The organism is Onishia taeanensis, from assembly GCF_900100755.1.
In the GTDB taxonomy this organism is placed as follows: Bacteria; Pseudomonadota; Gammaproteobacteria; order Pseudomonadales; family Halomonadaceae; genus Onishia; species Onishia taeanensis.
Map to the genome: position 1 here is coordinate 1 of NZ_FNCI01000013.1, position 20,835 is coordinate 20,835.

Annotated in this window: 23 protein-coding genes; 6 read left to right on the plus strand and 17 right to left on the minus strand. The window is 62.4% G+C overall.

Translation table 11 applies throughout. The annotated features are described in order from the left end of the window. Window positions 1-464, minus strand: a 464-nt coding sequence (locus BLR71_RS13805) for a helix-turn-helix domain-containing protein (protein WP_139172640.1), incomplete at its 3' end; no start/stop codon positions are given. Between the two features lie 151 nt (window positions 465-615). On the opposite strand from BLR71_RS13805, the gene BLR71_RS13810 reads away from it, so the two are divergent. Next, window positions 616-1,392 (plus strand): hypothetical protein, encoded by a 777-nt coding sequence (locus BLR71_RS13810; protein WP_217629334.1) that lies wholly within the window; start codon window positions 616-618, stop codon window positions 1,390-1,392. Between the two features lie 592 nt (window positions 1,393-1,984). On the opposite strand, the gene BLR71_RS13815 is transcribed toward BLR71_RS13810, so the two are convergent. From BLR71_RS13815 to BLR71_RS13825, 3 genes are all read right to left on the minus strand, one after another. Then, window positions 1,985-2,476, minus strand: coding sequence for a methylated-DNA--[protein]-cysteine S-methyltransferase (locus BLR71_RS13815; protein WP_092527584.1), 492 nt, complete (start codon window positions 2,474-2,476; stop codon window positions 1,985-1,987). Continuing rightward, complete coding sequence (locus tag BLR71_RS13820; RefSeq protein WP_092527587.1) at window positions 2,466-3,890, minus strand: DNA-3-methyladenine glycosylase 2 family protein; 1,425 nt, start codon at window positions 3,888-3,890, stop codon at window positions 2,466-2,468. Before BLR71_RS13820 ends, BLR71_RS13815 begins: the two co-directional genes overlap by 11 nt. Before the next feature lie 147 nt (window positions 3,891-4,037). Then, on the minus strand, window positions 4,038-5,186 hold the full coding sequence (locus BLR71_RS13825) for a PD-(D/E)XK nuclease family protein (protein ID WP_175491687.1): 1,149 nt from the start codon (window positions 5,184-5,186) through the stop codon (window positions 4,038-4,040). A 292-nt stretch (window positions 5,187-5,478) separates the two neighbouring features. Between BLR71_RS13825 and BLR71_RS13830 the strand changes: the two genes are divergently transcribed. Next, a complete protein-coding gene (locus BLR71_RS13830) occupies window positions 5,479-5,991 on the plus strand; it encodes an opioid growth factor receptor-related protein (protein ID WP_092527593.1) in 513 nt (170 codons plus the stop codon). Window positions 5,992-6,320: 329 nt separating this feature from the next. On the opposite strand, the gene BLR71_RS13835 is transcribed toward BLR71_RS13830, so the two are convergent. The 7 genes from BLR71_RS13835 to rhtA all read right to left on the minus strand — a co-directional run bounded on the left by BLR71_RS13835 (window position 6,321) and on the right by rhtA (window position 11,028). Further along, a complete protein-coding gene (locus BLR71_RS13835; protein ID WP_092527596.1) occupies window positions 6,321-6,752 on the minus strand; it encodes a DUF7282 domain-containing protein in 432 nt (143 codons plus the stop codon). Between the two features lie 123 nt (window positions 6,753-6,875). Next, the gene (locus tag BLR71_RS13840; RefSeq protein WP_092527599.1) at window positions 6,876-7,655 is read right to left on the minus strand and encodes an anti-sigma factor; all 780 of its coding nucleotides are present in this window, start codon (window positions 7,653-7,655) and stop codon (window positions 6,876-6,878) included. After that, the gene (locus BLR71_RS13845; RefSeq protein WP_092527602.1) at window positions 7,652-8,245 is read right to left on the minus strand and encodes a sigma-70 family RNA polymerase sigma factor; all 594 of its coding nucleotides are present in this window, start codon (window positions 8,243-8,245) and stop codon (window positions 7,652-7,654) included. The genes BLR71_RS13840 and BLR71_RS13845 overlap by 4 nt, the downstream gene beginning before the upstream one ends. A gap of 174 nt (window positions 8,246-8,419) precedes the next feature. Beyond that, window positions 8,420-8,764, minus strand: a complete 345-nt coding sequence (locus tag BLR71_RS13850) for an AzlD domain-containing protein (protein WP_092527605.1) — start codon at window positions 8,762-8,764, stop codon at window positions 8,420-8,422. Further along, window positions 8,757-9,482 carry an AzlC family ABC transporter permease gene (locus BLR71_RS13855; RefSeq protein ID WP_092527608.1) on the minus strand — a complete coding sequence of 242 codons (726 nt, stop codon included), beginning with the start codon at window positions 9,480-9,482 and terminating at the stop codon, window positions 8,757-8,759. Before BLR71_RS13855 ends, BLR71_RS13850 begins: the two co-directional genes overlap by 8 nt. Beyond that, window positions 9,479-10,006, minus strand: a complete 528-nt coding sequence (locus BLR71_RS13860; RefSeq protein ID WP_092527611.1) for a helix-turn-helix domain-containing protein — start codon at window positions 10,004-10,006, stop codon at window positions 9,479-9,481. The genes BLR71_RS13855 and BLR71_RS13860 overlap by 4 nt, the downstream gene beginning before the upstream one ends. A 143-nt stretch (window positions 10,007-10,149) precedes the next feature. After that, window positions 10,150-11,028: a threonine/homoserine exporter RhtA gene (rhtA, locus tag BLR71_RS13865; RefSeq protein ID WP_092527614.1), complete on the minus strand. Its 879-nt coding sequence runs from the start codon at window positions 11,026-11,028 to the stop codon at window positions 10,150-10,152. Window positions 11,029-11,088: 60 nt separating this feature from the next. Here rhtA and BLR71_RS13870 point away from each other — a divergent pair, with 60 nt between their 5' ends. Beyond that, the gene (locus BLR71_RS13870; RefSeq protein ID WP_092527617.1) at window positions 11,089-11,670 is read left to right on the plus strand and encodes a helix-turn-helix domain-containing protein; all 582 of its coding nucleotides are present in this window, start codon (window positions 11,089-11,091) and stop codon (window positions 11,668-11,670) included. Between the two features lie 144 nt (window positions 11,671-11,814). On the opposite strand, the gene BLR71_RS17765 is transcribed toward BLR71_RS13870, so the two are convergent. Beyond that, window positions 11,815-11,943: a putative transporter small subunit gene (locus BLR71_RS17765; RefSeq protein ID WP_217629335.1), complete on the minus strand. Its 129-nt coding sequence runs from the start codon at window positions 11,941-11,943 to the stop codon at window positions 11,815-11,817. A gap of 77 nt (window positions 11,944-12,020) precedes the next feature. Then, window positions 12,021-13,673 carry a sodium:solute symporter family protein gene (locus tag BLR71_RS13875; RefSeq protein WP_369700305.1) on the minus strand — a complete coding sequence of 551 codons (1,653 nt, stop codon included), beginning with the start codon at window positions 13,671-13,673 and terminating at the stop codon, window positions 12,021-12,023. A 792-nt stretch (window positions 13,674-14,465) separates the two neighbouring features. On the opposite strand from BLR71_RS13875, the gene BLR71_RS13880 reads away from it, so the two are divergent. Further along, a complete protein-coding gene (locus BLR71_RS13880; protein ID WP_092527623.1) occupies window positions 14,466-15,422 on the plus strand; it encodes an NAD(P)-dependent oxidoreductase in 957 nt (318 codons plus the stop codon). Between the two features lie 92 nt (window positions 15,423-15,514). After that, the gene (locus BLR71_RS13885; RefSeq protein ID WP_092527626.1) at window positions 15,515-16,282 is read left to right on the plus strand and encodes a class II aldolase/adducin family protein; all 768 of its coding nucleotides are present in this window, start codon (window positions 15,515-15,517) and stop codon (window positions 16,280-16,282) included. Between the two features lie 175 nt (window positions 16,283-16,457). On the opposite strand, the gene BLR71_RS13890 is transcribed toward BLR71_RS13885, so the two are convergent. The 4 genes from BLR71_RS13890 to BLR71_RS13905 form a co-directional block, all read right to left on the minus strand. Then, window positions 16,458-17,288 (minus strand): ABC transporter permease, encoded by an 831-nt coding sequence (locus BLR71_RS13890; RefSeq protein ID WP_092527629.1) that lies wholly within the window; start codon window positions 17,286-17,288, stop codon window positions 16,458-16,460. A gap of 9 nt (window positions 17,289-17,297) precedes the next feature. Then, the gene (locus tag BLR71_RS13895) at window positions 17,298-18,017 is read right to left on the minus strand and encodes an ABC transporter permease (protein ID WP_092527632.1); all 720 of its coding nucleotides are present in this window, start codon (window positions 18,015-18,017) and stop codon (window positions 17,298-17,300) included. Between the two features lie 100 nt (window positions 18,018-18,117). Further along, entirely contained in the window at window positions 18,118-18,894 is a 777-nt protein-coding gene (locus BLR71_RS13900) for a transporter substrate-binding domain-containing protein (protein WP_092527635.1), read from the minus strand. 125 nt (window positions 18,895-19,019) lie between these two features. Then, window positions 19,020-19,790: an ABC transporter ATP-binding protein gene (locus tag BLR71_RS13905; protein ID WP_092527639.1), complete on the minus strand. Its 771-nt coding sequence runs from the start codon at window positions 19,788-19,790 to the stop codon at window positions 19,020-19,022. Window positions 19,791-20,154: 364 nt separating this feature from the next. On the opposite strand from BLR71_RS13905, the gene BLR71_RS13910 reads away from it, so the two are divergent. Continuing rightward, window positions 20,155-20,832, plus strand: a complete 678-nt coding sequence (locus tag BLR71_RS13910) for a TetR family transcriptional regulator C-terminal domain-containing protein (protein ID WP_175491688.1) — start codon at window positions 20,155-20,157, stop codon at window positions 20,830-20,832. Window positions 20,833-20,835 lie beyond the last annotated feature (3 nt).

A 20,835-nucleotide genomic window follows, 5' to 3' on the forward strand; every position in this document is an offset into this window, starting at 1 on the left:
CGGGTTGTATCACGGTCGGGCGCATTGGCCAGGCCCCGACGCACAGCGCGTTCCATGATGTTGTCGATGGCAGTCCAGCTCAGGCGCAACTGCTTACTGACCGCAGAGGTCGAGGCTGCCCTGAGCCAACTGATAACGAAGGCTTCAAACAGCAATGTGTACCGGCTGTTCTGCTCAGCCCAGGGCACACTGATCGTCAGGCAACCATGCTCGGGACACTGCACACGAGGGACTTGAGCAACGACTTGCGTTCGAAACTGACAGGTATCGAGGTGTCGCCAACGACGTTCCCGGGAGTCGTAGCCCGGGCAGGCATGACCACAGCGGGGGCAGTCAAGCTTGGCGCTGCGATCCAGACTGACCTGAACGACGACTTCTCCCTGATCCTTATCCAGTTCGATGCCTGAGACAAACCAGGGAGAGAGGAGTCCCAGGATCTGTTCGTAGAGAGTGCATTGATCCAACGTTAGTCACCATCCATCGGATTAATCGGATGGGATAACAGTGACCAAAATTGGCAGGTAAATAAAGGGTTACCCACCAGAAGAAGTGAAGAGCCATAGAAAAACATCTATCTACTTCCCCCTTGGGCAGGTACAAGAAGGAGTTCTAGGCTTGGACTCCGTTGCTCATTCTAGAAGATGGCATCTGTGGCGAAAGGTGGGATATCCATTCTGGTTCTCTCCACAGTTTTCAGGTGTTGAGCTAACGGAAATCGCTCATGAAATGGAGAAATATCTTAGCCGAGAGGTAAAAAACATACCTCCGATGAAAGTGAATATGCTGTTTCAATACAAGCGTCCGCAGTATATCACTATGTCGACGGGCGCCGAGTGGCACTTGTGGAACAGAAAGTATTTCCGGTATGACCTGTACGCTCAGCAACATGCCTTGCTCTCACATATAGAAAAGAAATTCGGTAACGATGCTGTAGTTCTTTATGCCGCTCCTTCTGTCCTAGATGTGAGCGAATTGGTCAAGCTTAAGAGGGTTGGCTCAATCATTGATAGCACTAACTTCAGGCGCGCATGCGAATTAGATGGGCACCACAGGAACACTTATATCAGGGCGGGTACATACTCACAGGCTTGCAGCGAACCAGAGCGGATCGATAACTTCAGTCTGATCGAAATGATTGAAACGGTAGAACCGAGCCAGTTACGGGATAACGACGAGTTGATCGTTAATTTCGCCAAGAAAATCGATTCGGCAATGAGTGAGGTTAAAGGGCTGGGGTGTTTTAAAACCGCATTCGAAGATCGCATGAATGAGTTCAGAGATTACGAGCTTGAGCAGTTCGATATTATCTACGCAATGCTTACTATGGCAGTGTTCAGAGAGATTACTGGGTGCCAATGGTTGATACCATTTGACGGGCGAAAAAGTGCATAAATAGGCCAAGTACAGCGATATCTTTTTCGTTTCGGCTTCGCCTCCACAACCAAGCTGCGCGTGTTGGCGGCGTTGGTGAATGGTGAAGTTGTATATCAGAAAATCACAAAGTCCGCTTATGGCTAAGCGGTCAGCATGCCTCTGAGAGAAGCAATTTTGCGCCCCTCATAGGCATGCTGTTCGAGGGGGGAGGTCCTTGAGCGGTACACCAGCGGTACACACACCAGCTTCGTGTGCTATCCTCAGCTTTCGCTAAGCTACTGATTCCAAAGAGCTGTACCTTTCGCTTGATTTCGGTTGCTTTCCTTTGGATTTCAATAACCTATTGTTTTAAAAGCGAACTCATAATCCCTTGGTCGTCAGTTCGAGTCTGACTGGGCCCACCAAAAATCAGCAAGTCACCTCGCTTTATCCCCTCTTCGCTGTACCGTTTTTCTTCAAGTGTCCGCCTTGTTTTCCCCGTACTTTGGGCTCTGAATCTGGGCGCTTTGGCTAGATGATTGGCATACATATGCGCCTAGCGCATGGTGATCTCGATCTCGCTGCGATACCTTCAGACGCAAGTGATGACGGCGAAACGGCCCAGGTGCTTTCAGTTAAGCGGGAAGGCCGTTTCGCCGCTCTCATGCGCCAATAACCACTGCTTGCGGCCGATGCCGCCGGCGTAGCCGGTGAGGCGGCCGTTGCTGCCGATCACCCGGTGGCAGGGCACCACGATGGCCAGCGGATTGCGGCCGTTGGCCGCGCCTACTGCGCGCTGCCCGCCCTTGCAGCCGAGCTGCTCGGCAATTTCGGCGTAGCTGCGCGTCTCGCCATAGGGAATACCGGCCAATGCCTGCCAGACCCGGCGTTGGAAGTCGGTGCCTTTTGGACCTAGCGGCAGCTCGAAGGTCCGGCGGCTGCCCGCGAAGTATTCGGCGAGCTGGGTGCGGGCCTGCGCGGTGTGGGCGTTGGGTCGGGCCGGTTCGTTCTCTTCCATGACGAAGGCGATCTCGGTTAGCCCGGCGTCGGAGGCACTTAGGCGAATCAAGCCGAGCGTCTCGTCCTTCGGTGGGCGGAAATAGTCCAGGGCATCATCGTGCATTGTCTTGGCTCCTCGTGGCTTCGGGGTCGTATGACCATAGCTGCAGGGTCAGGTAGCTGCGCCAGGGTGCCCCTCGGGCCGGGTCGGCGCCCGCCAGGCGGGGCAGGGCGCGGCGCACACCGGCGTCGCCGTCCAGCCAGATATCGGGAGCGCTGGTGCCGCGCAGCGCCGCATAATGGGCTGTCCAGGGGCCGATGCCCTTGAGCGATGTCCAGGCCAGCGGGTCTTCGTCGGCCTTGCCCTCGGCGAACCAGCTGGCGAGGCGCTTGAGTGTCGCCTTGCGGGCGCCGGGCATGCGTAGCTCGTCGAGTTCGCTTGCGGCGACGGCATTAGGCGTCGGGAAATGCCGGCCTAGATCGCCGGCCGGTTCGCCTAGGGCCTCGACTAGCCGGGTGACCAGGCCCCGGGCGGCATCGGTCGAGACCTGCTGGCCGAGAATGGCGCGTACTCCGGCCTCGAAGGGCGACCAGAGCCCGGGTAGCCTGAGTCCCTCGATAAGCGCGAGATCAGGAAAGGCGTCGGCCAGGTGGGCCTCGATGGTGGTGGTGTCGGCGTCCAGGTCCAGCACCCGGCGAACATGCCTCACTACTGGTGACAGTGCGCGCAGGTCGTCGAGCTCGAGCCGGACCCGAAAGGCGTGGCGCTGTGGTACGTGCTCGGCGGTGAAGCTGCCCTTGGCGATGGCCTTCTCATCGCCCCAGCGGATATGCCGTCCATAGTGGTCGTCGCCGACCCACTCCAGGCCGGGAATGGCGCGGCTGGCGTGAAAGTCGCGCATCGCCGACCAGGCATAGGGCGGGCGGTAGGCCAGCCACAGCGTCAGCGCTTCGCTGCACTGGCTGGCGTTGTCGCTGCCCTTGGCCGTGCGGCGTAGCGTCCGCGGCGCCAAGCCGATGCGGGTCACGAAAGCGTCGTTGAAGCGTCGCAGGCTGCGAAAGCCGCTGGCGTAGGCGATGTCGGTGATCGGCAGCGCGGTCTGGTGCAGCAGCTGCTTGGCGAACAGGCATTGGCGGTACTGGGCGTAGGCCTTGGGCGAGACGCCGAATGCGTCTTGGAAAAGCCGCCGCAGGTGACGCTCGCCGACGCCGAGGCGCTCGCAAAGATCACCCAGCGAGCCATCGCGTAGGGCGCCGTCGTCGATCAGTCGCAGGGCACGTTCCAGGGTGGTGCGGGTGCCGCGCCAGGCGGGGGAGTCCGGTGCGCTGTCCGGCCGGCAGCGCAGGCAGGGCCTGAAGCCCGCCTCGGCAGCGGTCAGCGGGCCATCGAAATAGCGGACGTTGGCTTCTTGGGGCAGCCTGGCGGGGCAGATCGGCCGGCAGTAGATGCCGGTGGTGGTCACGCCGACCACGAAGCGGCCGTCGAAGCGGACATCTCGCGCTAGGCGGGCCTGACGGCACTCGGCGGAATCCAGCATGTCGGTGCTCCTGTTGCCGACGTTTCATCGCCAGTGTAACGCGCCAGGGCCACGAGACTCGCCGGAATCGGACGTCTATGCCGCCAAGGTGGTCGGGCCTACCCAGGCCGAGCTGGTCGCTGTGCCCACTCGTCAATGGCTTCAAGCTCATGTATTGGCCAAGAGCGTTGCTTGGTGTCGGACCTCGTCGGTCAGTGCCTTCAGGGCGCTATTGCGTTCTAGTAGCGCTATGGCGTCGCGAACGGCGTGGCGAATCGCGTCGCGCTGTTCTTTCATGGTGGTCGTTCCCCGTAGCACCTCGAGTAGGGGCGTCTCCAGGTACAGGGGGTGATGGCGATTGGCCGGGGAGTCCTCGAGGTGGTTATAGAAGTGCCAGCCTTTGTGGGGCGTCAGCTCTTCTAACTGTTGCACGAGTCGCTGGTAGGCCGAGAGCCCTGGGTAGATGTCGTGCAGCTTGTACGAAAAGTCGAGGATGACGCTTAGCATCATCTGGTCGGTATGCCGTTCATGCACGCGGTGGTCGCGGCCATCGAGAATCACGCCGACGAACAGGCCCGGCATCCAGTTGAGTGGGCCGCCCGCAGGGATTAGTTCAAAACCCAGCCGGCCCCAGCGAGTGCCAGGCACGCGTCCTTCATAACGCTCTATGAGCGGCCATTCCTCGCCCGCCAGCGGTGTCAGCGCGGCCGTCAGCTGTTCCGGAAAACGCCATGCTACCGGGTAGAAAGCCACTGCCTGATGGCTGATCGGCGCCGCCGGATGCAAGCCTTCGTGCTTCAGCAGGGCAAGGAAGCTTGCGATATGAAACCGCTCGGTGGGGGGCGTCAGTGTCTCGTGCTTCGCCTGTAGCAGCCGATAAACGTCTTCCCAACACAGGCAGCCGTGGGCTTCCGGCCGATGCTGGCCGGTATTGGCGGAGATCACGATCACCCTGGCGGCCCGGCCGGGAAATTCCGATGCCGCCAGTTTGCGATATTTGTTGATCTGCTCGGCCGAGAGAGGGGCGTGTACCTTATGCTCGAAGATAAGTGCACCACCCGGCCATTGGGCGAGCATGTCGAGGCGGGACCCGGGATAAGATCTTTGCGTGTCCCAGGTGACGTCCTGGTCGGCATTGGGCAGTTCGATGCGATCCGCTTCTGGCAAGCGCGCCATGACCTTGTCGAGAAAGGCATCGGCGACTTCACGGGAGTTGCGGAGCAGCCAAGCGAAAATCTCGGTGATATAGTCCTCGAGGCTATCGCGGCCTTCTCGGGGCCGATAGCGACGGAGGTTGACCAGCAGGGAATCGTCCATCAATGCAGTCCAGAAAGGTGAGGTGCAGGCGCGGATATCAGGAAGTGGCCGGGGCGCCATCCAGGCGGTGTAGCGATGGCCATTAGACTTTTCCTTTAGTTACAACAAAGTCTTGCGATGAAATCATGGCGATAGAGTGAGGTCCAACACGTCACTCGCCGATTGGCTCAGGACGTAAAAGACCGGAAAGCAACGTTAGATTATCCTTATACTTTGGCGTCCCTGAGGCGGTAAGTAAGCTGACCTCACTCGCCCTGCTGAAGCACCATCCTCTCCCTCAAGGACGACAGCAATGAGCACCCCCGATACGCAGCTCCTCGCCTTCTATCGCGGAGAAGGCAGTGATCACCAAGGGCGGCGGATTCACGACATCTGGGAACTGTCGCCGTTCTGGCTGGAGCACACCCACGACTACATTCAGTGGCTGTTTCCGATTCCCGAGGCAGGGCGCTTCAACAGCTTCGCTCCGCTGCTGGGAGAGGGCGCGCGTGCCGCCTTTGCCGAGGATGAAGTCCTAAGAGCCAATCAGCGGCGCTCACTGGATACCATGCTGGCATTCTTCGGATTGACGCGCAGGGAACTCGTCATCGAAGCGCTACCCGAGCTCAATATGCGGGAACATATCTGGCTGAAGCGCGGTGGCCATAACCACCTGAGGATCTCGCGAATCATCCGCAGCCTGCATCTGTGTCACCAGCCCGAGCTGGCGGCCGCCTTCCAGCAGGCGGTGATCGAGATCGGTACCACCCAGGGTATCGTGTCCGAGCAGTCGCTTGCTTACTGGCAAGCGGCCACGAACACCTGATGCTTTTCTCCAGGGAATGAGGCGTCATCAGGGCGCTTGGACGCTCGTCGCACCTAGCAGGCTTGCCGGCGCCATAAGGCGAATCTTGGCCACGACTAAGTGGATATCGTTTCCGTGGGTGAGAACCACAAGCCGTGCTTAACAAGCTGAACTCAACAAGCAGAGCTCAACAGGGAGAGCTCAACAGGGAGAGTGCCGATGTATGGCGTATTGCTTCTCTGCGGCGGATTGGCAGGGGAGACCGAAGGCTTGGGGAAGCCGAGGGAATAAGCGACAACGAAACGGGGCCGCTAAAGGCGGCCCCGATATATCGCGATGAAAGGATGGCATTATTCGGCGGTAATGACCTTCATCACCAGGTTGCCATCCATCTTGATCGGGCCGTCTTCTTTGGCGCCCAGGGTATACTCGAAGGCGCCGGTCTTCATGCCGCCTGCTTCGCTGTGCACCATCAGCATTAGGTGGTCACCGGGCATGACGTCTTCGGTCAGAATAGCGGCCACGTCCATGTTTTCGCCTTCCTTGAGCGGGGCATAGCCAACCACCGGGCCCGGCTTCATGTCTTCGCCGGTGCGGTGGACGACCAGCCAACCGTTCTCGTTGGCCATGACTTTCTCTGCCGTCACGGTACCGCCTGAAACGGACTGATCATCGGCCCACACCGCTGGGTGCATGTCGCCGTGGTCGGCAGCCTGTGCGAAGCCGGCACCGGCGAGCAGAGAAACGGATACGAAGGCGCTTGCCATTAGTTTGTTGATCATTTTTCTCTCTCCTTGGTCTGTCGTCGCTATCGAGTCACAGCCCACTCGAGCCCCGTGGCTCAAGTGGGTGTGATGGTAGTTACGCAAGGAGTGCGTGCGGGGTTTCAGGCTCAGCGAAAAAAATTACAGCCGCTGAGCGCCGGCCTGGCCGGTGGGGTAGAGATAGCCGTGAATGGCGGGGCCCGTGGGCTGGCCGGTGGGAGAGCCGCCGCTGGGTTCGATGCTGATGCCGAAGGTCGCGCGCTTCAGAAGTGCCGGGTCGTAGTCGCTCAGGGCGCCGGCATCCAGGCTCAGGTCGTCGTTCAGCACCCCCACCGAGCGGGGGTTGGGCCCGAGCGAGTCTTCCTTGATCCATAGCTGGTAGGACTTGTTCGCTAGCGGCTCGGCGGACACCGGCAAGACGTTCAACTGCTTATTGGAAAGGTCGACGGATAGCATGAACGCCGGCTGGCGGTCGTCCTCCTGGAAAACGGCGACGAACGAAGGATCGCTGGGCGCCTTGTTCAGTGGCCCGGCGAGGATGATGGCGAGCACCAGGGCCGCCGCGGTGGCAAGGCCGGTGCTCCATTGCCAGCGGACCAGTCGCCGCTGCAGGGTCGCAACCTGGGGATGGTCGCTCGCACGGGTCTCTTTTTGTGCGGCGTTCTGTTTTGCTTGAGCCTCTTGGGCCTCGGCTTCGATGGCACGGATGCGCTGTTCGATTCTTTCCTTGAGCTCGGGGCCGGGAGCGACGGCGACGGCTTCGTCGCCCAGGGGGGCGAGGCGCGCTTCCCAGGCCTGAATCAGTGCCTCCAGCTCGGGTTCCTGCTGGCGCCGCCTGGCCACGTCGGCGCGGGTATCGGCGTCCAGGGTACCCAGTGCGTACTCGGCGGCGAGCATGTCGAGATCGTCGTGTTGGGTCATGATGCCAGGCACCCCTTGAGCTGCTTAAGCGCGCGATGCAGCCATGTCTTGACGGTATTCACCGGCTGGTCGAAATGGGTGGCCAGGTCTGACCGGGACCAGCCTTCCAGATAGGCGAGCCTGACCATGTCCTGTCGGCCGTCCTCGAGGGTATCGAGGCAGCGATACAGGCGCTGGGCATCCTGCTCTTGATGCAGCTCGTCCTGGGCGGACGGTCCCTCGTCGGGCGCTTGCGCAAGGGCTTCCTCGGGTTCCCGATAGCCCTTGGGCTGGCGGCGCAGCTCGTCGATGGCCAGGTGGCGGGCGATGGTCACCATCCAGGTGATGGGTGAGGCGCGCCCTGCGTCGAAGACGGCGGCCTGCCGCCAGATCTTCACGTAGGCTTCCTGTAACACATCATCGGCGCTGCCTCTGTCTCGCAAGATACGCAGCACTGCGCCATAAAGTTTCGCCGAGGTGGCGTCATAGAGGTCCGCAAAGGCCTGGCGATCCTTTTGGGCCACGCGGTCGAGCAGGCCGCATAGATGCGCAATGCCAGCGGCAGGCGGCGAAGAAGCGGCGGTCGAGGAAGGCCGCGAAGCATTGGGCATACAGGGGTCTCTTGTCGGGAAGCCAACACGCTATTTAACAGCGACTGCCAACGGCTAATGAAGTTTGGCGGTCACCCGGCAAGAGTGCTGCTTAGGGCTTGCACCGGTCAAGATGGCAAGGCCGTTCGGCCATCGGGATGAAGGCTGCACTCAGCAGGCGGATGGCGCTGTGCGCTAAACGAGGCCGGCAAGGATCACGACCGCGCCGAAGGCCGCGACGCCGGCGGCGATGGGCCAGCCCAGCGAGCGGGTGAACCGCCAGGTGATCAGGGTGGTGGCGACGCCGATCAAGGTTGCCAGCCAAGAAAGGGCATCGGGATGGCGCGGTACCAGCGAGACCCCGAAAAGAGCGGCGATCATCAGCGGACCCAGAATGCCGAGCCACTGAGGTAAGGCTTCGCTGCCATTCTCGCCGTCATGCTGGCGGAGTCTGCGGCGCATCCACAGCAGCGGAACCAGGCGCAGCAGCAGGGTACCGGTGGCCGAGGCCAGTACGGCCAACCAGAGGGCGTTACTCATCGTCACCTCCTGCCCGGGCGGTATCGGCCTTCACCAGATAGAAGCATAAGGCCCCGCAGGCGGCGGCGAAGGGGATGCCTAAGTTGGTGTAGCCGGCCAGGGTGCACAGCAGCGCCACCAGGATGCTGCTGCCCAATGCCAGGCTCCAGCGCCAGGAGGTGAAGCGGGGTACCACCAGCACCAGGAAGAGCGCCGGCAAGGCGAAGGGCATGATCTCGCCGAGCAGCGGCCAGCGGGCCATTAGCCAGTTGCCGGCCACGGCGCCCAGGGCGGTGCCGGCGATCCAGCTCGCCCAGGCCAGCAGCGCGGCCCCGGTGAACCAGCCGAGGCGCTGCGCTTCGGGCAGTTGCGGCAGGCGGTGATGGGCCAGGGCGAAGACTTGGTCGGTGAGGCCGTGCATCAGCCAGGGCCACCAGCGGCTGGCGGTCAGCCAGGGCGCCAAGTTGGGGCCGTAGACCACATGGCGCAGGTTGATCAGCAACGTCATGGCGATGACCAGCCACAGGGGCGCACCGCCAGCCACCATGCCGACGAAGAGGAACTGTGAGGCGCCGGCATAGATCAGCGTCGAGACGGCGACCGCCTCCCAGGGGCTGAAGCCGGCCTGTACGCTAATCAGGCCGAAGGAGACGGCTACTGGCACATAGCCGCCCAGCAGAGGAATGGCCTCGCGTAGGCCGACCAGCCAGGGCCGGGGAGAGGCGGCTAGCTGGCTCATGGGGTGCCTCCTTCGGCGTAGACGATGGTGACGAGCAGCGTGGCCCAATCCTCATGGGTGCGGTAGAGGTGCGGGCGGTCCGCCGCAAAGGCGATCGTGTCGCCGGCCCGCAGCACGCGAGTCGCGTCTTCCGAGCCAGCCTCCAGCGTCCCGCTGATGAGGGTGAGGGTCTCCTGAGCGCCCGGCGTGTGCGCCTCGGCATGGCGCGAGGTGTGGGGCGCGCAGCGCATCCAGTAGACGTCCACCTGGGGGCGATCCTTGCCCTGGTCGATCAGCCGTACCTGCACGCCGTCCTCGCCCAGGGGCACGGCGATAGGCGCCACCAGGGTGCCGAAGGGCACGTTTAGCTGCACTGCCAGGCGCCAGATGGTGTCCAGGGTCGGGTTGCCGTTGCCCTGCTCGAGGCGCGACAGATTTGACTTGGCGATGCCAGCGGCAGCGGCTAGCTGCGACAGCGACAGTCCCTGTTCCTGACGCAGCCGCTGCAGGTGCTGGCCCAGGGTGCCAAGCGAGAGGTGGTCCACGTGACGCGCTCCTTGAGAGTTCCTTCCAAGCCTGTGCATGACAGGCTATGTTCAATAGAAAGATTGTTCTATATAAAGAACGTTCTATAAAAGGAACGAGGCGCTGTCAAGCCCAAGCGGGCGCGGCTGAGTCGTTAAGGCTGTCAGCCGGCCGCCACGGCAGGCACCGGCTTCTGGCCGGTCAGGGTGGTGCCGATGGAGGCGGCGATCACCAGGGCGATGGCGAGCCATTGGGTCAGGCTCAGCGCCTGGCCGAGGAAGACGAGGCCGGAAAGTGCCGCGACGGCGGGTTCCAGGCTCATCAGGGTGCCGAAGGTGTGGGTCGGAAGCTTCGGCATGGCGATCATCTCGAGGGTGTAAGGCAAGGCGGTGGAGAGCACCGCCACCCCCAAGGCCAGCGGCAAGAGCGCCGGCGAGAACATCGCGGTGCCGACCTCGACGAGCCCGATCGGGAAGAAGATCAGCGCGGCGATGGTGATGCCGAGCGCGGCGGTCTGGGTGCCGTGGTCGGTGCCGGCCTTCTGGCCGAAGAGGATATACAGCGCCCAGCAGACCCCGGCGCCCAGCGCGTAGGCGGCGCCTATCGGGTCCACGTCCCAACCGCTTTCGCCGCCGAGCAGCAGCAACAAGATCAGCCCGCTGATCGCCATCGCCACCCAGCACAGGTCGAGCCAGCGCCGGGAGTTGAGCAGGGCTACCGCCAGCGGGCCGGTGAACTCCAGCGCCACGGCGATACCCAACGGAATGCGATTCAGCGCCTGATAGAAGAGCAGGTTCATCAGCCCAAGTGCGGCGCCGTAGATCGCGATGGTGCGCCAGCCGCGGGCATTGATCCGGCGCCGCCAGGGGCGCAGCACGGCCAGCAGGATGAGGGACGCGATCAGTAGACGCATGGCGGTGGTGCCGGTTGGGCCGATAGCCGGAAACAGCGAGGTGGCAAGCGAGGCGCCGCTCTGGATCGAGGTCATGGCCACGATCAGGATCGCTACCGGCCACAGCCGGGCCCGCATAGATGCACTCATGCTACGCTCCCTTCCTATCGAGTTTCAGTAAATCAGGTCTCAGTGCCGGGAAGTGTAGCGATGAGCAGTATATTGCACAATGGGGCGGACGAAGAAACGTCGCGCCCGGACGTGCTGGTGCACGTGGCGGCCAATGTGCGCCGCCTGCGTAAGGCCTCCGGCCTTAGCCAGCAAGCGCTGGCCGAGGCGGCGGGGGTCAGCCGACGGATGCTGGTCAGCATCGAGCGCGGCGACGTCAACGTCAGCCTGACCACGCTCGACCGGCTGGCCGAGGCGCTGGGGGTGATCTTCCACGTGCTGGTGCAGCCACCGGAGACCGAGGATTCCGCCTACATCGACGAAATCGCCTGGGCCGGGCGCTCGCCGGAAAGCTACGGCCGGCTACTGGCCAGCAAGGCAACGAATGAAGTCGAGCTGTGGCGCTGGCAGCTGGCGCCGAGCGAGCGCTATGCCTCCGAGCCTGATGCCAATGGCTGGCACGAAATGATCGTGGTGGTCGAGGGCACTCTAACGCTGCGTATTGGCGAGCAAGAGCTGACCCTTCAGGAGGGGGAGTTCCACGTCTTCCCGAGCGACCAGCCCTATGCCTATTGCAACGAGAGCGAGGCCACCGTGGGCTTCATTCGCAACGTGCTGCATTGATTTCGCAGCGCACAGCACTGAGCTCGTGACGTGGATTCGCAAGGTGTTGCACGAGCCACCGCGGGGCGCGGCGGCTCGTGGGGGTAACGGTACCTGAGCGTGGCGTTACCTTACATCACACCGGCTGGCATCACGCCTTAGGCGTCAGACCAGTTCGCGTTGCTCCTGGCGGGCATCGCGACGGTCGCGGAGTACGGCGCGACAGATCAGTACCAGCACGCCGAGGGTCAGGGCGGGCCAGATCAGTACATAGAAGGCAAACAGTGCGGTCATGGAAAGACTCCTGTTGGCGGGGCGCCGGCGCTCCGGCGCCCCTGATGATGGGATAAGCGGACGATCAACGAGCCGGCTCAGCGCGAGGCGCTTGCCAGGCGATCCCCGGCGGTCTTTCCGGTATCGCTGCCGGCACCGCTCGAGCTCATTGCGTCGTCATAATCGCCCACGCGTTGGGCGATGGTGTCGAAGTCGAAGCGCTGGCGGCTCATCAGGCTCATCACCACGCACACCAGGGTGCTGGTGCCGTAGGCGGTCAGCGAGGCCAGCAGCACGGTGTAGTCACGCAGGAAGTTGGTCGCGAACACCAGCATGGCCAACATGGCCAGCACCCCGGCGATCAGCCCGGCGGCGCGGCCCAGGAAGCCAAACACCATCAAGGCAATGATGATGCCGCCACCGATGCTGGCCAGGCCCTCGAAGGCCAGGGCGGTCAGACCGCTCATGGGCAGCAGCTCGAAGCGCGCGATGCAGAAGGTGACCATGGCCACCAGCACCGAGGTAGTGAAGGCGGCGTTGGTCACCCGGTTCCAGAAGCAGCTGGCGATCACCGGGAAGACGATCGCCCCCCAGAGCGCGCCGACGAAGACCAGCATCACCAGGATATCGAGCGAGAAGCTGGCGAAGACGATGCCCACCGCGGTGGCGATGATCATGGTCAGGCGACCGACCAGCAGCATGCGCTTGGGGTCGGCCTTGCCGCGGGCGATGTTCTTGCCGTAGACGTCGGCCATCATGATCGCGGACAGCGCCGAGAGGTCGGAGTCGGCGGTGGACGACAGCGAGCCGATCACCAGCACGAAGAACAGTGCGATGAATACCGGTGGCAGGTAGCCGGAGACCATCTGCGGAATCAGGTTGTTCATGTCGCCGTCGAGCGGCTGGATGCCAAGCGTCAGGGCCATCAGGCCGATCATGCCAAGGCCGATGACGATGGCGCCGTAGCCCACGGTGGCGGTGATGAAGGTCGGCTTGATGTGCTCTTCGTTGACCGCGAACAGGCGCTGGGAAATGGTCTGGTTGCCGATGGCGTAGGCCAGCACGGCGACGAAGAAGGGCGCGCCCTGATTGAGAATCGCATCGACCGAGAAGAAGTTGGCCTGCTCAGGCGTCAGGTTGTCCAGACCGGCCACCAGCTCGCTGGGCCCGCCCATGGCGAAGAACACGGCAGGGATGATCACCACCGCGATGGCCATCAGCGCCACCAGCTGGGCGAAGTCAGTCAGCACCGAGGCACGAAATCCGGACCATAGGGTATACAGCAACACGCCGATGCCGGCGATGATCACCCCGGCCTGGAAAGAAAGCGGCGAGAGCACCGAGACCAGGGCGCCGGCGGCGGTGAAGTTCACCATCAGGCTGATGATGCTGCCAAGCACGTTGGAGAAGGCCAGGATCAGCTGGCTCGAGGAGCCGTGGCGGGCATGGATCAGCTCGCCGAGGGTGTGGGCGTTGGGGGCCAGCTTGCGAAAGCGCCGCCCGAACGGATAGATGAATAGGATCATCAGCGCGCCCCACAGGCCGTAGTGGATGGGCCCCGAGACGCCATAGGTGTAGCCGGAGGTGGCCGCGGCGTAGAAGGAGGCGGCCCAGATCCAGGTGGCGGTCATGCTGGCCGCGCCGATGCCGAAGCCGACCCGGTGATTGGAGACCATGAAGGCGTCGGCGTCTTCTTTCTTCTTGCGGATGCCGAGCGTGAGGAGATAGGTGCCGCCGTAGAAGGCGAACATCAGCAGTAGCACGGTGCTGGTCGAGAACTGGTGAAGAGACAGACTGTTCAAGGGCATTCCTCGGTTGATGGGAACGCAGGCACTCATCGACCGGTCGTCTCGTCTGCTGCGCAAAGCAGAGACGAGCGGCGGCCCGCAGAGGCGGCGTCGTTGGATCGTTTCAGGATCGCGAAGGGGCGGCGGCCATGCGGCGTCAGTGAGATGACGCAGGCGCAGGAGGCCCCGGAGATATCGGCTCAGGCTGAGCCGATCAGGCATCGCCGATCAGGCGCTTCCCGGCAGGCAGGTCGGTGGTGGGCGTCGTGGCATGCAGTGCCCTTGAGAAAATGCGGGGGTCGACATGGGTTCCCTCTTGTTCGCTGACTGTGTAGGCCGGGGCTGACGCCAGTGTCTGGCAGTGGCAGAGGCCTATCGCGTCACCGTTGAAGCGAGATTTATGCGCGTTTTAGCAAGATTGATACGACAGGGCGCGTTGCCCACTCGGGCCGCCGTGCTGACGCTGATGCCCGAAGAAGGGCGCTACCTTAATGATTTGTGCCGACCAAGTCCAATCAACTCTCAGCATGAAGTGAATGGTCGGGAGTGTCTGCGAACGTGCCTGGCCAAGCTGGGCAAGGGTGACTGCTGATCTCGTTGGTCCAGGTTGACTGCGGGGGCGGCCTGCCATCCGCTGCACAAGCAGTGATTGTCCGGTCGCTCCATGGCACCGGAGTCCAATTTATTATACATTTGGGTAACAAGAGGCTGCTTGGCAGCCACTGCTCATCTGTAATGTGAATCGAAGGAAGCTGTATGACTAACGCGAACCCGATCCTGGGCGTCTATCTGAGTGATTCACTCGACCTGGATGCCGTCTATGGTGACGCTCTGCGCAGCGCTGCCGATGACGTCGTTCTGCGTCACCCGCACGAAATCGACAACCCTGAAGACGTGCGCTTTGCGATCTGCTGGTTGCCGGGCGAGCAGGCCTTCGAGGCCTACCCCAACCTGACGCTGGCCATGTCGATCGGCGCCGGTGTCGATGCCCTGCTGGCGCACCCAGGCCTTGGCGATGGGGTACAGATCGCCCGGGTGCGCGACCCGCATCAGGCCGACCTGATGGCAGGCTTTGCCGCGCACGAGGTGCTCCACCGCGAACGCGAGTTCGCAACGCTTGAGCGCAATGCCGCCAAGGCCCACTGGGAGCCGCTGCCGATGCGCGCGCCGGCCTCCGCCAAGGTGGCGGTGCTGGGGCATGGCACCATGGGGCGCGCTGTGGTCGAAGCGGTGGCCGCGCTAGGTTTTTCCGTGCGCGTGGCCTGCCGCAGCCAGCCACAAGCTCCGGTCAAGGGCGTGACCTACCTGACCGGCGAGCGCGCGGTGATGGAGGCATCAAATGGCGCCGATTATCTGATCAATGTGCTGCCGCTGACGGCATCTACCGAGAACGTGCTCGGCAAGGCTCTGTTCGCGAAGCTTGCCAAGGGTGCCTGGCTGGTGCAGATCGGCCGCGGCGAGCACTTGGTCGAAGATGATCTGGTCGCGGCTATCGAGAGTGGCCAGCTTTCTGGAGCGAGCCTGGATGTCTTCAGGGGAGAGCCGCTGCCTGCCGATCATCCCTTCTGGCAGAATGAGCGCCTGCGCATCACGCCGCATATCGCCAGTGACTCCCTGCCAGAGGTGGTCGCGGGGCAGGTCATCGACACCGCCCGTGCCCTGCGCGACGACCAGCCGCTGGCGATGGGCGTCGATCGCGCTCGCGGTTACTGAAGTCACCCCTTTTCTTTGGCTATAGAAGAGCTTTGGCTAAAGAGCTCTCGCTAATGAGCTTTCGCTACGGAATTTTCGCTAAGGAGCGTCCGATGAGTCTCGATCAGCCCAAGCGCGCCACGATCAGCAACACCGAACGAGAGGCCCGCATCGCGCTGGCGGCCTGCTATCGCCTGGCCGCCCACTACCGCATGACAGACCTGATCTATACCCATATCACCGCGCGGGTGCCGGGTGAGAAAGGTCACTTCCTAATCAACCCCTATGGCTGGCGCTGGGAAGAGATCACCGCCTCCTCGCTGGTGAAGATCGACGTCGACGGTCGCAAGGTCGATGACAGCCCGGAGGCAGTGAACCCGGCCGGCTTCACCATCCATTCGGCGATCCATGGCGCCAGCCATGACGCGGCCTGGGTGATGCATACCCACACCCGAGCCGGGGTGGCGGTGTCGTCGCTGGAACAAGGTCTTGAGACGCGGCTCAACCAGATCTCGCTGCAGTTTCACGAGCGGGTGTCGTACCACGACTACGAGGGCATCGCCCTGGACCTGGCTGAGCGCGAGCGCATCGTGGCAAGCCTTGGCAACAACCCGGCGCTGGTGCTGCGCAATCATGGCCTATTGACCACTGGCGCTTCGGCCGCCGAGATGTTCAACAACATGTTCTATCTCGAGCGCGCCTGCGAGCTGCAGGTAGCGGCGCAGTCCACCGGCCAGCCGCTGCGGTTGGTATCGGAAGACACCGCCCACCATGTGGCCCGCCAGTACGATCAGACTATCCATGAAGATGGTGACCTCGAGCTCGAGTGGGCAGCGCATCTGCGTACCCTCGAAGCGCTGGATCCGAGCTATCGCGACTGAGCGGCCTGGACAGGGGACCGAGAGACTCATTAGTAGAGAGGCTGGTCGACAGAGGCAGGGCGTCTGGTGAGACGCCAGTAGGACGAGAAAAGGGGGCGGCCATTTGGCCGCCCCCTTTTTTTGTGGTGCATCGTCTCTTGAGGCCAGTGCCCCCGGCAAGCCGGGCAGGCGGCCGTCAGTGCGGTACGCGGTTCTCGAGCCAGCGCAGGCCGACGATCAGGATGCCGCTCAGGCACAGATAGACGGCGACTAGGAACAGCAGCGGTTCATAGGTCAGGTAGGTGGTCTGGCGCACCTGGGTGATCACCGCATAGAGATCCATCACCGTGATGGTGGCGACCAGAGGCGTGGACTTGAGCTGCAGGATGATCTCGCCGGTCAGCGTTGGCAGGGCACGGTGCAGGGCGCGTGGAAACCAGACGCGGGTAAAGACCTTGATCCGTGACATGCCGAAGGCCTCGGCGGCTTCCAGCTCGCCGTGGGGCACGCCAGCAAAGGCGCCGCGCATGATCTCGCCCTGGTAGGCGGCGAACGACACGGTCAGGGCGATGAAGCCATAGGGCCAGGCTTGGCGCAGGTAGTCCCAGGCCCAGGAGTCACGGATCTCCGGGAACTGGCCGAACAGCGCGCCCAGGCCGAAATAGAACAGCCACAGCTGCAGGAGCAGTGGGGTGCCGCGGATCACGGTGCAGAAACCGGTGGCCAGCCAGCGTAGCGGCCAGACACCGCTGACCTGCGCAAGCCCTAGGGGCAGGGCGAACAGAAAGCCTACGACCACGCTTGAGAACAGCATGATCAGGGTCATCTGCAGCCCTTCCCAAAGCTTGGGCAGGTAGCGGGGCAGCCAGCTCCAGTCCATCAACAGGATCGCGGCCACCAGGCCTGCTATGAACAGCGCCAGCAGAATGAGGCGATGGGGCTCGAGCAGGCCCGACAGCTTGGTGATTGGGCTCGTTCGCGAGGGGCGCACGAGCGACGCGAGAGAGTGGGGTTCAGACACAGGCATTCCTTGAAGTCAGCGTGCGGAGACAAGACCGCGCCGTGCGTAACGCTCGAAGCGGCGCAGGGCGAGGTTCGACACCAGCGTCAGCGCCAGGTACAGCACGCCCGCGGCCAGGAAGAACATGATGTAGGACTGTGTGGCACCGGCGGCCTGGCGGGTCACCAAGGTCAGCTCACTGAAGCCGATCACGGCCAGCAGGGCGGTGTCCTTGGTGGCGATCATCCACAGGTTGGCCATGCCGGGCAGGGCATGCGGCGTCATGGCCGGCAGCGTGACCCGGCGCAGCACCTTGCTGGGCGGCATGCCGAAGGCATGAGCCGCTTCGATCTGGCCGCGGGGGATGGCCAGAATAGCGCCGCGAATGACCTCGGTCGCATAGCCGCCCTGCACTAGGCCGATGACCAGGATGCCGGCAGTCAGGCCGTCGATATTGACGCTACCGAAGCCCATGGCGGTCGAGGCCCGGCTCAGAAGGTCGGTGCCGACGTAATAGAACAGCAGCATTAGTACCAGTTCGGGCACGGCGCGGATCACCATGGTGTAGATTTCCAGCAGGTCGCGGACGACCTTGTTGCCGTAGAGCTTGCCGGTGGCGCCGAAGATGCCGATCAGGATGCCCAGCAGATAGCCACCTGCCGCCAGCTCGATCGAGCGCAGGAACCCGACCAGCAGCACCTTGCCCCAGCCGGGGGGCTCAAAGGCCAGCAGGCTTAAGTCGAAGACGGTCGTCATGGATGGCGATTATCCTTGTGAGTAACGGATGTCCAACGAATGTCCAAGTAAAGACGGAAAGACAAAGGCCGCCACTAGGGCGGCCTTCGCAGGTGGGCAATTAGCCGCCGTAGATGTCGAAATCGAAGTAGGGCGCGGTGATGTCCTCATAGGTGCCATCGGCACGCATCGCCTCGATGGCCGCATTGACGCGTTCCTTGAGCTCGGTATCGCCCTGGCGCAGGCCTACCCCGATGCCCTCGCTCATCAGCTCAGCATCGCTTGCCACGGCACCGCGGTATTCACAGCAGGACTGGCCGGTCTCGGAGTTGATGAAGGTCTGAACGGCCAGGGTGTCGGCGACCACCGCGTCCAGGCGGCCGGCGACCAGGTCCTGAAGCTCTTCATTGAGGGTCTGATAGACCTTCAGGTTGGCCGTGTCGGCGAAATGCTTGCGCGCGTACTGTTCCTGGTTGGTGCCCGACTGAATGCCCAGATAAGCGCCTTCAACGCCCTCGGCAGTGGGCTGCACGTCGCTTGATTTGAGCGCCACGATGCCGGTGGGGCTGGCGTAATACTTGTCGGAGAAGGCGATCTGCTCGGCGCGTTCCGGGGTAATCGACATCGAGCCAATGATCATGTCGATCTTGCCGGTTTTAAGAGCCGGAATGATGCCTTCCCAAGCGACTGGCGCAAGCTCGCACTTGGCCTCAAGGCGGTTACATAGCTCGTCGATGAAGTCGATTTCCCAGCCCGACCATTCACCGGCAGCATCCGGCGAGTAGAAGGGGGGGTAGGGCTCGGCAGACAGGCCGATCTTGTAGGTATCGGCCAGAACCGGTGCAGCGAAAAGGCTCAGGCCGATCAGGCTGGCGGTCGCGGTGAGTGTCTTGAACATGGGGATTACCTCTCTTGTTTTAGGCGTTCTTGGCAGACGGGTTACATCTGCCGTTTAGGGTGTTTACGCGTGTCGTTTATGACGCCGTCGTTGATAAAGCTGTGTTGATAAAGAAAGGCCGGCGGTCAGGCCACCGAACTGATGAACTGCTTCAAGTACGGCGACCGGGGATCGCCAAAGATCTGATCGGGCGGGCCCTGCTCTTCGATGACGCCTTCTCGGAGGAACACCACGTGGCTTGCCACGTCGCGAGCGAAGGCCATCTCGTGGGTCACCAGCATCATGGTGCGCTGCTCGGCGGCCAGATCGCGGATCACGGATAGCACCTCGCCGACCAGCTCCGGATCGAGCGCCGAGGTGGGTTCATCGAACAACATGGCCAGCGGATCGACCGCCAGCACCCGGGCAATGGCGGCGCGTTGCTGCTGCCCGCCGGATAGGAAGCCCGGATACATCGACTTCTGGCTGCCCAGTCCGACTCGGTTGAGCAGCTTCTCGGCGCGATGAACGGCCTCGTCGCGCTTCATGCCCAGTACGTGGATGGGTACCTCGATGACGTTTTCCAGCACCGTGCGGTGCGGCCAGAGGTTGAAGTTCTGAAAGACCATGCCGAGGTGGGCGCGGATGCGCTGGACCTGACGGCGGTCGGCGATTTCCATATCGCCATGGCGAGAGGTTCGCATGCGATAGGTTTCGCCTTGAATCGCCACCTCGCCCGATGTCGGGCGTTCCAGCAGGTTGATGCATCTTAGCAGCGTCGATTTACCCGAGCCCGAGCCGCCAATGATGGCGACGATATCGCCCTGGCCGGCGGTCAGGGAAATGCCCTTCAGGACCTCGAGGGAGCCGAATCGCTTGCGCAGGTCGCGTATCTCTATTGCAGGTTCGTTTGCCATTGATTCTCTCGTCTCTGGGGGCGCCCATCTGCCTCCTGGAGGGGGAAGTGTCGTCATTTAGCAGGCGCTTGCAATTAGTTCCTTGTTATACGACAGTATAACTGTAAGCCAAGTACGGCGAGATTCAAAGCCTCAATATTAAACGAAAGGCTAGCTAGGCGCTTTAGGGTCGGCAGTTTCAAGGGCAGATCTGGTGTCAAAATCACCAATTTTTTCAGCACCTTGATGTATGTAGGGGCGCCCACGCGCAGCGGTCTTTATGAAGCGGTCTTTGTGAGGTGAGCTTTATGAAGCCGAGTGGGTGGGCGGCCTATATGCAGTGAAGCGCCGAGAGGGATGCTTCTTACCGGAAACGATGGAGACTATGAGCAGGAAATCATTTCAGCGTTGGTCCATGGATGCGCGGCGCCGCAGCTTGCTCGAAGCCACTCTGGACTGTGTCGCTGAGCACGGCATGAGCGGTGCCAGCGCTCGGCGGGTGGCCGAGCGTGCCGGCGTGACGGCGGGGTTGATTCGCCATTACTTCGGTTCCAAGGACGCGATGGTAAGTGCTGCCTACGGCTACCTGATCGGGCAACTGACCGGCGAAGCCGAGGAATCGGCAGAGAAAGCCGGCGAGGAGCCCGAGCAACGCCTGGCACGCTTCATCGTCGCCAACGTGACGGCGCCCAACCTGTCGCCCCGCAAGGTGGCGCTCTGGGCCACGTTCATCGGCCGTGTACGCACCGATCCTGGCTATGCCGACATCCACCGTGAGAGCTATCGCGAATTCCTGATCCTGCTGGAAACGCTGATTCATCCGCTGCTGCTGGCGCTCAAGCGTCCCGCGGACCCTGTCACCTGCCAGCACTACGCCATTGCGCTGAATGCGCTGATCGATGGCTTGTGGCTGGAAGGCGGGCTCGGGCACGGCCTTTATGACACGGCGCTGCTGCCAAGGATTGCGCTGAGTGCGGCAGAGGGCATCCTCGCACTGCCGGCCAATACTCTGATGCAGCATATCGCCGCCCCCTCAATATCTTCTCAACACGCAACACGATAGGAA